Source organism: Microvirga arsenatis (genome assembly GCF_009910705.1).
GTDB classification, from domain to species: Bacteria; Pseudomonadota; Alphaproteobacteria; order Rhizobiales; family Beijerinckiaceae; genus Microvirga; species Microvirga arsenatis.
The window spans coordinates 72,745-86,735 of record NZ_JAAAXJ010000005.1; the positions used below are offsets into that span (position 1 = coordinate 72,745).

Annotated in this window: 16 protein-coding genes; 5 read left to right on the top strand and 11 right to left on the bottom strand. The window is 66.6% G+C overall.

Annotated elements, in window-relative coordinates:
• Positions 1 to 5: 5 nt before the first annotated feature.
• The 8 genes from GR303_RS11495 to GR303_RS11530 form a co-directional block, all read right to left on the bottom strand.
• On the bottom strand, positions 6 to 323 hold the full coding sequence (locus tag GR303_RS11495; protein ID WP_246205612.1) for a hypothetical protein: 318 nt from the start codon (positions 321 to 323) through the stop codon (positions 6 to 8).
• A gap of 238 nt (positions 324 to 561) precedes the next feature.
• Positions 562 to 897 (bottom strand): Grx4 family monothiol glutaredoxin, encoded by a 336-nt coding sequence (gene grxD, locus GR303_RS11500; RefSeq protein WP_161723364.1) that lies wholly within the window; start codon positions 895 to 897, stop codon positions 562 to 564.
• 45 nt (positions 898 to 942) lie between these two features.
• Positions 943 to 1,179, bottom strand: a complete 237-nt coding sequence (locus GR303_RS11505; protein ID WP_161723365.1) for a BolA family protein — start codon at positions 1,177 to 1,179, stop codon at positions 943 to 945.
• A 12-nt stretch (positions 1,180 to 1,191) separates the two neighbouring features.
• Entirely contained in the window at positions 1,192 to 3,402 is a 2,211-nt protein-coding gene (gene purL, locus GR303_RS11510) for a phosphoribosylformylglycinamidine synthase subunit PurL (RefSeq protein WP_161723366.1), read from the bottom strand.
• 186 nt (positions 3,403 to 3,588) lie between these two features.
• Entirely contained in the window at positions 3,589 to 4,287 is a 699-nt protein-coding gene (purQ, locus tag GR303_RS11515; RefSeq protein WP_161723367.1) for a phosphoribosylformylglycinamidine synthase subunit PurQ, read from the bottom strand.
• A 7-nt stretch (positions 4,288 to 4,294) separates the two neighbouring features.
• Complete coding sequence (gene purS / locus GR303_RS11520; protein WP_161723368.1) at positions 4,295 to 4,534, bottom strand: phosphoribosylformylglycinamidine synthase subunit PurS; 240 nt, start codon at positions 4,532 to 4,534, stop codon at positions 4,295 to 4,297.
• A 66-nt stretch (positions 4,535 to 4,600) separates the two neighbouring features.
• Positions 4,601 to 5,140: a hypothetical protein gene (locus GR303_RS11525; protein WP_161723369.1), complete on the bottom strand. Its 540-nt coding sequence runs from the start codon at positions 5,138 to 5,140 to the stop codon at positions 4,601 to 4,603.
• Positions 5,141 to 5,200: 60 nt separating this feature from the next.
• The gene (locus GR303_RS11530; protein WP_161723370.1) at positions 5,201 to 5,710 is read right to left on the bottom strand and encodes a DUF2244 domain-containing protein; all 510 of its coding nucleotides are present in this window, start codon (positions 5,708 to 5,710) and stop codon (positions 5,201 to 5,203) included.
• Positions 5,711 to 5,730: 20 nt separating this feature from the next.
• On the opposite strand from GR303_RS11530, the gene nth reads away from it, so the two are divergent.
• Positions 5,731 to 6,477 (top strand): endonuclease III, encoded by a 747-nt coding sequence (gene nth, locus GR303_RS11535; RefSeq protein ID WP_161723371.1) that lies wholly within the window; start codon positions 5,731 to 5,733, stop codon positions 6,475 to 6,477.
• 251 nt (positions 6,478 to 6,728) lie between these two features.
• On the opposite strand, the gene GR303_RS11540 is transcribed toward nth, so the two are convergent.
• Positions 6,729 to 7,526, bottom strand: a complete 798-nt coding sequence (locus GR303_RS11540; RefSeq protein ID WP_161723372.1) for an undecaprenyl-diphosphate phosphatase — start codon at positions 7,524 to 7,526, stop codon at positions 6,729 to 6,731.
• 178 nt (positions 7,527 to 7,704) lie between these two features.
• On the opposite strand from GR303_RS11540, the gene GR303_RS11545 reads away from it, so the two are divergent.
• Positions 7,705 to 8,397 carry a glutathione S-transferase family protein gene (locus GR303_RS11545; RefSeq protein ID WP_246205613.1) on the top strand — a complete coding sequence of 231 codons (693 nt, stop codon included), beginning with the start codon at positions 7,705 to 7,707 and terminating at the stop codon, positions 8,395 to 8,397.
• Positions 8,295 to 9,533, top strand: coding sequence for a tRNA epoxyqueuosine(34) reductase QueG (queG, locus tag GR303_RS11550; protein ID WP_246205614.1), 1,239 nt, complete (start codon positions 8,295 to 8,297; stop codon positions 9,531 to 9,533). The genes GR303_RS11545 and queG overlap by 103 nt, the downstream gene beginning before the upstream one ends.
• A gap of 6 nt (positions 9,534 to 9,539) precedes the next feature.
• Here the strand turns inward: queG and olsB are convergent, their stop codons facing one another.
• Together olsB and GR303_RS11560 are read right to left on the bottom strand one after the other, a co-directional pair.
• Positions 9,540 to 10,466, bottom strand: coding sequence for a l-ornithine N(alpha)-acyltransferase (olsB, locus tag GR303_RS11555; protein ID WP_161723374.1), 927 nt, complete (start codon positions 10,464 to 10,466; stop codon positions 9,540 to 9,542).
• Between the two features lie 176 nt (positions 10,467 to 10,642).
• Complete coding sequence (locus GR303_RS11560) at positions 10,643 to 12,181, bottom strand: YifB family Mg chelatase-like AAA ATPase (RefSeq protein WP_161723375.1); 1,539 nt, start codon at positions 12,179 to 12,181, stop codon at positions 10,643 to 10,645.
• 267 nt (positions 12,182 to 12,448) lie between these two features.
• Here GR303_RS11560 and GR303_RS11565 point away from each other — a divergent pair, with 267 nt between their 5' ends.
• Together GR303_RS11565 and GR303_RS11570 are read left to right on the top strand one after the other, a co-directional pair.
• A complete protein-coding gene (locus tag GR303_RS11565) occupies positions 12,449 to 13,543 on the top strand; it encodes a sensor histidine kinase (RefSeq protein ID WP_281351483.1) in 1,095 nt (364 codons plus the stop codon).
• Positions 13,536 to 13,988: a response regulator gene (locus tag GR303_RS11570; protein WP_161723377.1), complete on the top strand. Its 453-nt coding sequence runs from the start codon at positions 13,536 to 13,538 to the stop codon at positions 13,986 to 13,988. Before GR303_RS11565 ends, GR303_RS11570 begins: the two co-directional genes overlap by 8 nt.
• The last annotated feature ends 3 nt before the right edge of the window (positions 13,989 to 13,991 follow it).

A 13,991-nucleotide genomic window follows, 5' to 3' on the forward strand; every position in this document is an offset into this window, starting at 1 on the left:
GATGCTCAGGTCGGAAGGGCTCCGCCGCCGTCGGGAACGCCGATCTCGCCGGAGAAGGCCGGCTTCGAGAGCCGCCAGGGCCGGTCGAGGGCCTGCTTCGCCTGACCCCGCTCGAGGCGGCGGAGCGTTCCGTCGGCCAGGATCTCCTCGATCACCAGGAATCCTAGCGCCTGCAGCATCGTGGCCGCCATCTTGGTGGCCCGGTCGTCGGCCCTCAAGGCGAGCGATCCGGCCGCATAGACCCGCTCCATGAGGCTTCTCGGATGGTGCGCCACGGCCGTACGCGGCTTGAAGGCGACGACGTTCGTCTCCCGATCGAGCATGAAAAGGCCCCCAGTACCAGCCGCTGCATTCTGGTTGTTGTCGGCAGCGGCCTTGATCCAGTCAGAACCCGCATTGTGCCGGAAACGGAGCCATTGACGGAATGCGACATAAGAAGCCCCCTCGCTTGGAGGGCAGGATTCCGGCGCACCTCTCCCTGAGGGCGAGGGGCGGGCCGTTCCGCAACGAAAAAGGCGGGGCCGATGCCCCGCCTTCATTAAATCCTCGCAAGCGACCCGATCAGGCGCTCTGCTGAACCTGAATGCCCTTGTCGGCAAAGAGCTGCTGCAGCTCGCCGGCCTGGAACATCTCGCGGGTGATGTCGCAGCCGCCGATGAACTCGCCCTTGACGTAGAGCTGGGGAATGGTCGGCCAGTTGGAATAGTCCTTGATACCCTGGCGGATGCCCTCGTCCTCGAGCACGTTGATGCCCTTGTAGGGCACGCCGAGGTAGTTGAGGATCTGGACCACCTGGCCCGAGAACCCGCACATGGGGAATTGCGGCGTGCCCTTCATGAAGAGCACGACGTCGTTGGACTTCACTTCGTTGTCGATCACCTGACGGGCGTCGGTCATGGAATTCTCCTTGGGCTCCGGCGGTCAAGGCGCCGGGCTCGTGCTTCAATTGTCGGGTGCCAGCGTCGTCAATGCAAGGGCATGGAGGGTGCCGCCCATGCGGCCTTGCAGCGCTGCATAGACCATCTGGTGCTGCTGAACCCGCGACTTGCCCTTGAAGGCCGAGGACGTGACGGTGGCGGCGTAGTGATCGCCGTCGCCCGCCAGATCCTTGATCTCCACGACCGCATCCGGCAGGGCGGCCTTGATCATGCTCTCGATTTCACGCGCATCCATTGGCATGGATCAAACTCCTCAAGCCTTTCCGGCCATGTAGTCGGGCAGCCAAGCCTCGTGGGCCGCCTTCAGCTGCCTCACGGATATGGCCTGCCGGCCCGGCAGAATCAACGAATCGCCCCCCGTGATGCCCAGCGTCACAGCCGGGATGCCGACGGCGCCGGCCTCGTAGAGGATGTCGGCGGCCACATCCTCGTCCACCGCGATCAGGTAGCGCCCCTGGTCCTCGCCGAAGAGGAAGGCATGGAGGGGGAGGCCGTCCGGATAGGCCGTAATCTCCGCGCCCACATTGCCGGCCATGGCCATCTCGGCGAGCGCCAGGGCAATGCCGCCGTCGGAGCAGTCGTGCACCGTCTTCACCTGCCCGGAGCGGATGAGCTGGCGCACGAAGTCGCCGTTGCGCTTCTCCTGGGCCAGATCGACCGGCGGCGGGGCGCCGTCCTCCCGGCCGCAGACGTCGCGCAGGTAGATCGACTGGCCGAGCCATCCTTGCGTGGCGCCGATCAGGATGATGGCCTCGCCCTCGGCCTTGAAGGCGATGGAGGCGTTCACCGTCACGTCGTCGAGGAGGCCCACGCCGCCGATGGCCGGGGTCGGCAGGATGCCCTGGCCGTTGGTCTCGTTGTAGAGGGAGACATTGCCGGACACGACGGGGAAGTCGAGGGCCCGGCAGGCCTCGCCGATGCCCTTCAGGCAGCCGACGAACTGGCCCATGGATTCGGGCCGCTCGGGGCTGGCGAAGTTGAGGTTGTCGGTGATGGCGAGCGGCAGGCCGCCCACCGCCGTGATGTTGCGCCAGGCCTCCGCCACCGCCTGCTTGCCGCCCTCGAACGGGTCGGCCTCGCAATAGCGCGGCGTCACGTCGGTGGTGAGCGCCAGGCCCTTCGGCCCGTCCTCGATGCGCACGATGGCGGCGTCGCCGCCCGGAACCTGGACCGTGTTGCCGAGAATGAGGTGGTCGTATTGCTCCCAGACCCAGCGCTTGGAGCACTGGTCCGGTGAGCCCACGAGCTTGAGGAGCGCCTCGGCCTCGGACATGGGCGCCTTCACGCTCGCAGGATCAATCACCGGCTGCTTCGGGCTTTCCACCCAGGGACGGTCATAGACGGGAGCCTCGTCGCCGAGCTCCTTGATGGGCAGATCGGCCTTCACCTCGCCCTGGTGCTTGATCACGAAGCGCAGGGTGTCGGTGGTCTTGCCGATCACCGCGAAGTCCAGGCCCCATTTGTGGAAGATGGCCTCGGCCTGCCGTTCCATGCCGGGTTTCAACACCATGAGCATGCGCTCCTGGCTTTCCGACAGCATCATCTCGTAGGCGGTCATGCCCTCCTCGCGGCAGGGCACCTTGTCGAGGTCGAGCTCGATGCCGAGATTGCCCTTCGCGCCCATCTCGACCGCGGAGCTGGTGAGACCCGCCGCGCCCATGTCCTGGATCGCGATGACCGCGCCAGACTTCATGAGCTCGAGGCAGGCTTCCAAGAGCAGCTTCTCGGCGAAGGGGTCGCCCACCTGCACGGTGGGGCGCTTTTCCTCCGAGGATTCGTCGAACTCGGCCGACGCCATGGTGGCGCCGTGGATGCCGTCGCGGCCGGTCTTGGAGCCGAGATAGACGATCGGGTTTCCGACGCCCGTGGCCTTGGCATAGAAGATCTCGTCCGTGCGGGCGAGGCCGACCGCCATGGCGTTGACCAGGATGTTGCCGTTGTAGCGCTTGTCGAAGCCCACGGAGCCGCCCACCGTCGGCACGCCGAAGGAATTGCCGTAGCCGCCGATGCCGGCCACCACGCCGGAGACGAGGTGGCGGGTCTTGGGATGGGAAGGCTCCCCGAAGCGCAGGAAGTTCAGCGCCGCGATGGGGCGCGCGCCCATGGTGAACACGTCGCGCAGGATCCCGCCCACGCCCGTCGCCGCGCCCTGGTAGGGCTCGATGAAGGAGGGGTGGTTGTGGCTTTCCATCTTGAAGATGCAGGCCAAGCCATCGCCGATGTCGATCACGCCCGCATTCTCGCCCGGACCCTGGATCACCCACGGCGCTTTCGTCGGCAGGCCGCGCAGGTGGATGCGCGAGGACTTGTACGAGCAATGCTCGTTCCACATGGCCGAGACGATGCCGAGCTCGGTGATCGTCGGCTCGCGGCCGATCAGGTTCACGAAGCGCTCGTACTCATCGGGTTTCAGCCCGTGCTCCTTGACCAGCTCCGGGGTGATGGCGACGTCGTTGCGGATCATCGGGGTCTCGCTTCTTTCACCCTCTCCCGGTTGGGAGAGGGTCGCTCGCGTGAGCGAGCGGGGTGAGGGTTGTGAGCGGAATCGGAGGCAACCGCCGAAGCCGCCTTGAGGAGGGGTCAGGACCGTAGCGCCCTATCGGGCTGCGTCGGGCCCTCACCCCTGCCCCTCTCCCACCCGGGAGAGGGGTTAGGCCGCTTTCGGAAAACTCGACACGAGGCTCTCGAACAGGCCGCGTCCATCGGTGCCACCCACGAGGCTTTCGACCAGGTTTTCCGGATGGGGCATCATGCCGAGCACGTTGAGCTTCTCTGAGTAGATGCCCGCAATCGAATTCATGGAGCCGTTGCGGTTGGCGTCCTGGGTGATGTGGCCCTGCGCATCGGCATAGCGGAAGGCCACCAGGCCCTCGCCTTCGAGGCGCTTCAGGGTCTCCTCGTCCGCCGTGTAGTTGCCCTCGCCATGCGCCACGCACACATCGATGGCCTGCCCCTTGGCGTAATTCCTGGTGAAGGCGGTGTCGTTGCGCTCGACCCGCAGGAACTGGCGGTGGCAGATGAACTTGAGGTTCGCGTTGCGCATCAGGATGCCGGGAAGAAGCCCCGACTCGCACAGGATCTGGAAGCCGTTGCAGATGCCGAGCACCAGGCCGCCGCGAGCCGCATGCGCCCGCACCGCATCCATCGCGGCGGCGCGGCCGGCAATCGCCCCGCAGCGCAGATAGTCGCCGTAGGAGAAGCCGCCGGGAAGAACCACGAGATCCGTGCCCTTGGGCAGCTCGGTCTCGGCATGCCAGACCTTCTCCACCTGGGAGCCGGCCATTTTGAGCGCCCGCACCACATCGCCTTCGCGATTGGATCCGGGGAAGACGATGACGGCGGATTTCATAAAGGCCTCACGCGATCTCGACGCGGTAATTCTCGATGACGGTGTTCGCCAGGAGCTTCTCGCAGGCGGCTTTCAGAGAGGCCTCGGCCTGGGCCCTGTCCGCCGTCTCCAGCTCGATGTCGAAGACCTTGCCCTGGCGCACGCCGGCGATCCCTTCGACGCCGAGAGACTTGAGCGCGCCTTCGATGGCCTTGCCCTGGGGGTCGAGAACGCCGTTCTTGAGGGTGACGGTGACACGCGCTTTCATGGAGGCCTCGGGCTGTTTTCAACGTGCCCCACGCCATAAAGCCAAAGAGTTCAAGAAACAACGCCTTCAGGAGCCCAATTCACGGGCAGCGACCTCACGGGCCGTCCGCCGGACAGCGTCCCGCGCCTCGCCGATCACGAGGACGACCGACAGGTTGTCGCCCTCGCGCCGGCCGAAGGCCGCACCGTGAGCCGGAGGCTTGCCGCCGTCTGCGGGGGCGAGATCGATGGCAAAGCCGGGATAGGCCTCGCCCGGGAGGCGCTCGACCGTGACATGGGTCCGCACCGGCTTCGTGCGCCCTGCAGGGGAGCGCAGGGCCCGCGCCAGGCGCTCCGGATCCTTCAGGAGGGCCTCCGTCACGTCCGCATCCCGGCCCGTCATCCGGATGACGCTCACAGCGAGGCCGGGGCCGCACTCGGGCGGAGCGCAGAAGGCCAGGGCCACCGGCTCGGCCCGGTCCTCCGCGAGCCATTTGCGCAGAGGCAGCGCATCCCAGGGCGCTCCGGGCGGCACGCCCGCCACGGGCCTCGGAATATAGCCGCAACTGCTCAGGGACAGGGCGAGAACCAGGAGAAGGGTGCGCGAACACAACAGGCGGAGAAGCATGGCCCAATCTAGGCGGGAAGGGTGGGTGAGGAAAACAGGAATCCGCCGCGGTGCTCCGTCTCAATAGCCCCGCTTCACGTCGGCGAGGGCGCGCCCGAGCGCCTCGGCCAGGGTCTCGCGCTCGGGCGGGGAGAGGTCGCGGGCGATCACCACGTGCTCGTTGCGGGAGGCCAGCGCCAGGCTCTGCATCCCGTATTCCTCGTCCACCTCCCGGTCCAGGCGGGTCCAGAGCGGGTTGAACTGCCAGTCCCTCACCTCGCCCCTGGGGCTGACCTTGCGGAACAGGAGCCGGATCGGCGTCAGTTCGAGAAGCTCGAAGGCTTCGCCCTGCCGGTAGCTCACCCGAAAGGCGATGTAGAGGCCGAGAAAATCGAGGCCGAAGAAGCCGGCCACCGGCCAGAATCCCAGGATGAGGAAGGGCACGCTCGCCACCACGGAGGTGAGGCAGACGAGCACCATGACGATTCTGAACCCCTGAGGGCTCAGCGACCGGTGCGGGCGGATGACGGCCGAGAAGACCGGCTGCTCGAACCGCTCCGTCTCGCCAAATGTCGCCTTGCTGCCGTCCATAGCCCAGATATAACGCAGGAATGTCAGATCTGAAGCAAGCCTCCCGCCGCACTCCCGCCAAGACGAAGCCGAAGCCCTCCGTTCCGGCAAAGGCCGTCGGAAAGGCGTTGCGCGCCCGCACCCCCAGGCCTGTCGATCGGGCAACGATGATCGAGATCTTCCGGCGCCTGCACGCAGCCAACCCCGAGCCCAAGGGCGAGCTCGACTACACCAATCCCTATACCCTGCTCGTGGCGGTCACCCTCTCGGCCCAGGCAACCGACGTGGGCGTGAACAAGGCCACCAAGGCGCTTTTTCCTATTGCCGACACGCCGCAGAAGATGCTGGACCTCGGGGAGGAGGGACTGCGTCAGCACATCAGGACCCTCAACTTCTTCAACACCAAGGCCAAGAACGTCATCGCCATGGCCAAGCGCCTGGTCGAGGAGTTCGGCGGCGAGGTGCCCAACTCCGTCGAGATCCTGGAGACCCTGCCGGGGGTGGGCCGAAAGACCGCGAGCGTGGTGGTCAACATCGCCTTCGGCGATCCGCGGGTGGCGGTGGACACGCATATCTTCCGCGTCACCAACCGCCTGCCCCTGGCGATCACGAAGACGCCGCTGGAGACGCAGGAGGCCCTCGAAAACTTGATTCCCGGCGAGTACCGTCTTCACGCCCATCACTGGCTGATCCTGCACGGCCGCTACATCTGCAAGGCGCGCAGGCCCGAATGCTGGCGCTGCCCCGTCAACGACCTCTGCCGCTATCCGGACAAGACGGTTCCCTAGATCGGGACACCCGCGGGCCTGAGGCAGCGGGGCCGCGTCGGGGTGCAGGCAATCCCGGGCGTCGAACAGGCCAGCCCTTCCGGGACGCGGCGGCAGACGACGCAGCCGTCGGTCCATTCGGCACAGGATGGGCCAGGGTTTGAACTCTGAGGCTCCGCGCCTGCGCCTAGGATCGCCGCGAATGTTACAACAAGCAGCGCGACCGCGATGGACAGAACGACGGCGATGGCTTCGTCACGGGCAAGCATTGTTCAGCCGTAGACGATCAGGCCCGCGAGGCCCGCGGCGCCGGCCAGAATGCGCCAATAGGCGAAGGGCGTGAAGCCGTGGCGGGAGACGTAGTCCAGCAGCAGCCTCACCACCAGCAGCGCGGCCACGAAGGCGGAGAGGAAGCCCGCACCGATGACGAGGGCATCGTCGGCGGAGAGGATCTTGTAGTTCTTCAGCAGATCGTAGGTGAAGGCGCCGGCCATGGTGGGCATGGCGAGAAAGAAAGAGAACTCCGCCGCCGCGCGCTTCGAGGCGCCCATGAGCATGGCGCCCACGATGGTTGCGCCCGAGCGGGACACGCCGGGGATCATCGCCGCGCATTGGATGAGGCCTATCTTGAGGTACATCGACATGGGAAAGCGTGTCGCGTCGGTCTTCGTCGCCTCCAGCGGCAGCCGGTCGATGGCCAGCAGCACGAAGCCGCCTGCAATCAGCGTCATGCACACGATCCATGGATCGAACAGCACCTGCTTGATGAAGCCGTGCAGCACGGCGCCGATCAGGGCCGCAGGCAGGAAAGCCACCACAACGCCGATGGCGAAGTGGCGTGCCATCGGATCGTGCGGCAGAGCCTTGGCGATCAACCAGAGCTTGTTGAAGTACACGGACAGGATCGCCAGGATCGCTCCGAGCTGGATCAGCACCTCGAAGGTCTTGCCCGTGGACTCGAAGCCAAGGAAGTGGCCCACGAGGAGCAGGTGACCGGTGGAGGAGACCGGGAGGAATTCCGTCAAGCCTTCGATGAGGCCGAGAAAAAGCGCCTCGAGGAGTTGCGACATCGTTGAAAATCCTGGAAATGGCGCCAGATGCGGGAGCGCGCCAAGCCTGTCAAGCGGAGGATGATGCCGCAGGCGTAACCCTTCCGCATCACGGACAAGAGATTCACCATTATTCCTTACCAACCCTTAACGAAGCACGGCCTTATTCTCGCCGCCTGTTTCGCTCTCTCATAGATTCATGGCCATCCTGCATTCTTATCCGTTCTGCCCGCAGTCGCGGTTCGCGCGCCTCGTTTTCGCGGAGCTCGGCCTCGAGCCGGATGTGGTCGAGGAGAAACCTTGGGATCGGCGCATCCCATTCCTCGAGATCAACCCCTCCGGCAATCTCCCGCTCTTCATCGACGACAACGGGCTTGCGGTCGCGGGCCCATCAGGGCTTGCGGAATATCTGGACGAGACGCGAGGGGAGGATTTGCGGGACAGGCGCTTCCTGCCCCAGAGCCTGCCGCAGCGGGTCGAGGTCCGCCGCCTCCTCGACTGGTTCCTGGTGAAGTTCCATGGCGAGGTGTCGGATTACCTTGCCACAGAAAAGATCTATAAGCGGTTCATGCCGAGCGACCTGGGGGGCGGGCCGCCAGACATGGGCGCGATTCGCGCAGCCCAGACCAATGTGCGATATCATCTCAAATATATCGGCTTTCTGATCTCCAAGCGGAATTGGCTGGCCGGCGACCAGATGACCTATGCCGATCTGGCGGCGGCGGCCCATCTGTCGGTGGTGGATTATCTCGGCGACGTGCCATGGGACGAGGACGAAACAGCGAAGCATTGGTACGCCAGGATCAAGTCCCGGCCGTCGTTTCGCGCGCTCCTGGCGGACCGGGTGCCGGGCATGGCGCCGGCGGACCACTACGACAACCTGGACTTCTAGACGGAGAGGCGCTCAAGCGCGCCCTCGTCGAGCGGGCGGGGGCGCTGGGATTCGACCTGGTCCGCATCGCCCGCCCCGACGCGATCCCGCTGGCGCCGGAGCGGCTCAGCGCCTGGCTCGAAGCCGGCCATCACGGCTCCATGGACTGGATGGCGGACACGGCGGAGCGCCGCGCCGATCCGCGTGCGCTCTGGCCGGAGGTGCGCAGCATCGTCCTGCTGGGTCTGAACTACGGCCCCGCGACGGACCCGCTGGCGGAACTCGAGCGGAAGGATCGCGGCTATGTCTCCGTCTATGCCCGCAACCGCGACTACCACGACGTCATCAAGGGCAAGCTCAAGGAATTGGCGGGCTTTCTCGCCGCGAAGGCATCGTCCGACGTCAAGGTCTTTGTCGACACCGCGCCGGTGATGGAGAAGCCCCTGGCGGAGGCCGCGGGGCTCGGTTGGCAGGGCAAGCACACGGTGGTGGTGTCGCGCGAGTTCGGCAACTGGCTGTTCCTGGGCGCCATCTTCACCACGGCGGAGCTGCCGGCCGACGAGGCGGAGCGGGGCCGCTGCGGCTCCTGCCGCCGCTGCCTCGACATCTGCCCGACGAATGCCTTTCCCGCGCCCTACCAGCTCGATGCGCGCCGCTGCATCTCGTATCTCACCATCGAGCACAAGGGGCACATCCCTGAGGAACTCCGCCCGGGCATCGGCAACCGCATCTTCGGCTGCGACGATTGCCTCGCCGTCTGCCCCTGGAACAAATTTGCGCAGGCCGGGCGTGAGGCGCGCCTCGTGCAGCGGGCCGATCTCTCCGCCCTGCCGCTGGCGGATCTCGCGCGCCTCGACGATTCGGCTTTTCGCGCCCGCTTCTCCGGCACCCCCGTCAAGCGCACCGGGCGCGACCGCTTCATCCGGAATGTGCTGATCGCGATCGGCAACTCGGGCGACGCGGGCTTGGCCGCCGAAGCGGAGCGCCTGCTGGACGATGCTTCGCCCCTGGTGCGGGCCATGGCGGTCTGGGCGCTCGGGCGCCTCCTGCCGGGAGATGCCCTGAATGCCCATGCAGCCGTGCGGCTCGAGCAGGAAGCCGATTCCGAGGTGCGCGAGGAATGGCGGCGGGCGATGGCCTCCACTGTCGCGGCCTGAGGGCCATCAGGCCGCGTGGCGGTTCGCTGCCGGGCCGAAATGGTCGATGTAGCGTGGGTTGATGGCGGAGACGGGCAGGACGACGAGCACGTCCGTGGTGCCGAACTGCCGGTCGATCACCGCTCCGGTGCCGAAAGTGGCGCCCAGGCGCAGATAGCCCTTGATCAGGGGCGGCAGGGCGTGAAGGGCGGCCTTCGGGTCGATGGCCTCCTTCGGCAGGATGTCCATGGCGGTGAAGCGCTCGGGCAATGCTCGGGCCTGCCAATCGGCAGGCGCGGCGGCGTAATGGTGCAGGAAGCTCAGCGGCAGCGCCAGCTTCTGCGGGTCGGTACCCTCCAGGCTGGCGCAGCCCATCATCACGTCGATTCGGTGATGGAGCACATAGGCCCAGATCCCGTGCCAGAGAAGCTCGACCGTGCGCTTGTTGCGGTAGGGCTTGAGCACGCAGGACCGGCCCAGTTCCAGGAAGCGCAGGTGAGGATGGCCCTTCAGCAGGGGAGCGATCTCGTACTCGCCCCGGGTGTAGAACCCGCCATGGCACTCGGCGACATCCTGGCGGAGCAGGCGGTAGGTGCCCACCACCTTGGGCTTTGCCGGACGGAGGGCTTTCCGCTTCACATCATGGTCGAGGACGAGGAGGTGATCGCAGATCGCGTCGTAGGAATCGACGTCGCGGCGCGAGATCAGGGCCGCGCCATTGGGGGCCGCCGACATTTCCTCGTAGAAGACCTTGAACCGCAGCCGCTGCGCGCGCCGGATCTCTCGAGCGGTGGTAGCAAGGCGCACCTCGAGGGAGCCGATGCGGCCGAGCACGGGGTCGAGGCTGCCGTAGTCGCGCACGATCCTGTCGGCGCCGGGGATGAACTTGCTGAGGCCGTGGGGGCGCAAGGCCATGGAAGCGGCCGCCGCTTCATGGGAAGGGAAAGAACTCATCGCTGCCTCACGGATCCTGCCTTAACAGCCGGTTCAGGTTCGCGCCAGCCCGGCTCTGCCAGGGCATAAAGCCTGTTTCAAAATGTTTTGTGACAGAAAACATAAAGATGCCGATTCGAAAGTTCGAGGCCGCGACGAGGATTAGCAGGATGCCACGGGCGGATCATTGTCCTGCCTCAAGCGGCGGCCGGGCGGCGGTCCGCATGGCTGCGGTAGGAGAGGGCCTCCGCGATGTGGATGCGCCGGACGCGCTCCTCCCCGTCGAGATCGGCCAGGGTTCGCCCTACCTTCAGCACGCGGTGGAAGCCGCGGGCGGAGAGGCGCATGGCGTTGGCCGCGTCCCGGATCAGGGACAGCCCCTCCGGGTCGGGCTGCGCCACCTCCTCCAGAAGGGCCGGCGGGCAGGCGGCATTGGTGGTGACCCCTTCGAGCTTCAGGGACGCATAGCGCTTCGCCTGCCGCTCCCGCGCTCTCGCCACCCGGGCGGCGACATCGGCCGATCCCTCCGCCGGAGCGGGCAGGATCAGGTCGGCGGCCGTGACGGCCGGCACGTCGATGGCGAGGTCGATGCGGTCGAGGAGCGGACCTGAGAGACGGGCCTGGTATTGAGCAATGCAGCGCTCGTTCGGCTGGCGGCGGCAGACATAGCCGGGCTCGGTGGCCTGTCCGCAGCGGCAGGGGTTCATGGCGGCGACGAGCTGGAAGCGCGCCGGGTAGGTGACCCGGTGATTGGCCCGGGCGATCAGGATCTCGCCTGCCTCCAGGGGCTGCCTGAGGGAGTCGAGCACCTGGGGCTGGAACTCCGGCAACTCGTCGAGGAAGAGCACGCCGTGATGGGCGAGCGAGGCCTCGCCCGGCCGGGCATTGAGGCCCCCGCCCACAAGGGCCGCCATGGAGGCCGAGTGATGCGGCGCCCGGAAAGGACGACGGTCGGAGAGGGTGCCGTCCGCGAGGAGGCCCGCCACCGACTGGATCATGGAGACCTCCAGGAGCTCCCGCGGCGAGAGCGGCGGCAGGATCGAGGGGAGCCGCTGGGCGAGCATCGACTTGCCGGCGCCGGGAGGGCCGTTCATGAGAAGGTTGTGGGCGCCGGCTGCCGCAATCTCGAGGGTCCGCTTGGCGCTTTCCTGACCCTTGATGTCCCTCAGGTCGGGCAGAGCGCCCGAGAGGGGGACGATGGCGGGCGTGGGGCGCGCCATCACCTGGGTTCCTTTGAAGTGATTGGCGAGCTGGATCAGGGACCGCGGGGCCAGGATCTCGATGTCGCTGCCGGCCCAGGCGGCCTCCGAGCCGCAGGCCTCGGGGCAGATCAGACCATGGTCGCGCTCGTGGGCCGCCATGGCGGCGGGAAGCGCTCCGGCCACGGCCGTGATCGAGCCGTCGAGGGCCAGCTCGCCCAGCACCGTGAAGCCATGAAGCGCATCCGCCGGGATCGCCCCGATGGCCGCCATCACGCCGAGGGCGATGGGCAGGTCGTAATGGCTGCCCTCCTTGGGAAGGTCGGCGGGGGCGAGATTCACCGTGATGCGCTTCGACGGCAGGGCAAGGCCGGAGGCGATGAGGGCGGAGCGGACCCGTTCGCGGGATTCCGCCACCGCCTTGTCCGGCAGGCCGACGATGGTGAATGCGACCGCGCCTGGGGAGATCTGAACCTGCACATCGACCGCACGCGCCTCGATCCCCTCGAACGCAACTGTGGAAACGCGCGTGACCATAAGGCTCCTGTCCTCCATGAGCCTTCAATCTAGCTTGGCCTTCTGCAACGGGATAGTGTTTCGTGCGATCCTGCAAACCGGGTTGGCGTACGGGAGCTGGAACCCAGCTGGCGGGTTTGCGTTGAGTCCAACTGCGCTGGCACAACCAGACGGTCAGACGCGCGCAACAGAATCGGGGAGGGGGCGCATGGCTCGGGGCAATTCAACCGTGCTGAGACTGCACGGCACAGGCCGTCTGTAAGATCCTGATCCCGTTCAGGAATTGCGATGTTGGCCCAAAGCGACGCACCTGGCTTCAGACACTGCAAGGATCGAGTTCCGGACGTCCCGATCAGGGCAGCTTTCCGGTCCTTGCGCATGCCTGCCCTCCTGATCGATCCGCATGAGTCCGGCAGCGCCATCGTGTTCGCGAACGATGCCTTCCGGCATCTCACCGGCTATGGCGTCGATGAGGTGGTCGGGCAAAGCTGGAACCTGGTTGCGGGACCGGAGACGGGGCGCAATACCCTGGCTGCCGTGGACGGCGCCCTGCGCTGCGGCGAAGGTCACGACGACGAACTCCTGATCTACCGGAAGGACGGAACCTCGCTCTGGGGCTCCCTGACCCTGAGCCCCGTCCGCGATGGGGACGGACGCCTGCGTCTGTTCAGCCTGGTCCTGTGCGACATCAGCGCGAAGCGACAGGCCGAGCGCCTGCTGGAGGAGCAGGTCGAACACCGGACGCAGGAGCTTCAGACGGCGCTTGAGCAGAAGACGGCGCTTCTTCACGAGGTGGAGCACCGGGTCAAGAACAGCCTGCAGATGACGGCCTCCCTGGTGCTGCTGAAGGCGCGCCGTCTGCAGAACCCGGAAGCCCGCAAGGTTCTGCAGGAGATCGCCGAGCGGGTCAGCGCGCTCGCGACGGCGCACCGGCTTCTCTACGCCTCCGGCGACGTCAGCCGCTTCAACATCAGGGACTTCGCCTCGGAACTGGCCGGGGAGCTGGTCATGGGACTGCCGAAGGGGCAGGTCAACCTGAACCTCGACATCCAGCCGCTTGGAGTACCGGCTTCGAAGGCGGCGGCGCTTGCCCTGCTGCTCAACGAGCTGGTCGGCAACGCGGTCAAGCATGCCTTCCCCGACGGGCGCCGGGGCCGGCTGACAATCGAGATCGGGCGGGCGGAGAACGGCCTCAGGATCGCCGTCGAAGACGACGGCGTCGGGCTCGATCACGCTCCCCCATCCGAGGGAAGCTTCGGGAAAACCCTGATTGCGATGCTGGTTCAACAGTTGAAGGGACAGTTGACTTGGCAGGACATGGAGCCAGGTACACGCGCGGAGATCGTGATGCCGGTGGACGCGGAGGAGACGCGGTTTGAGTAGCGAGAAGACCCTGCGCATCCTCATCGTCGAGGATGAGATCCTGATCGCGCTCGAGCTGGAAAGCCTGCTGCAGGACCTGGGCCACGACGTGGTGGGAATCGCAGCCTCCTCCCGGGAGGCCCTCGCGCTTGGGCAGGATCTCAGGCCCGACCTCGCCTTTGTCGACATTCATCTCGCCGATGGCCCGACCGGGGTCGATGTGGCCCGCGATCTGGCCCTGGAGCAGCAGGTGACGGTGCTGTTCATGACGGCGAACGCCAAGCGCATTCCGCAGGATTTCGCCGGCGCCTGGGGTGTGATCGCCAAGCCCTATACGGAGCGCGGCGTTCGGGAGGCCCTGGCCTATGTGACCGCCGGGCAGCCCTGTGAGGCCGGGGGCAGCCGCACGATGACCTTCATTCCCTTCATCCGGGCGGCCGGCGAGAGCAGCTCGCAGATGTCCTGAGGG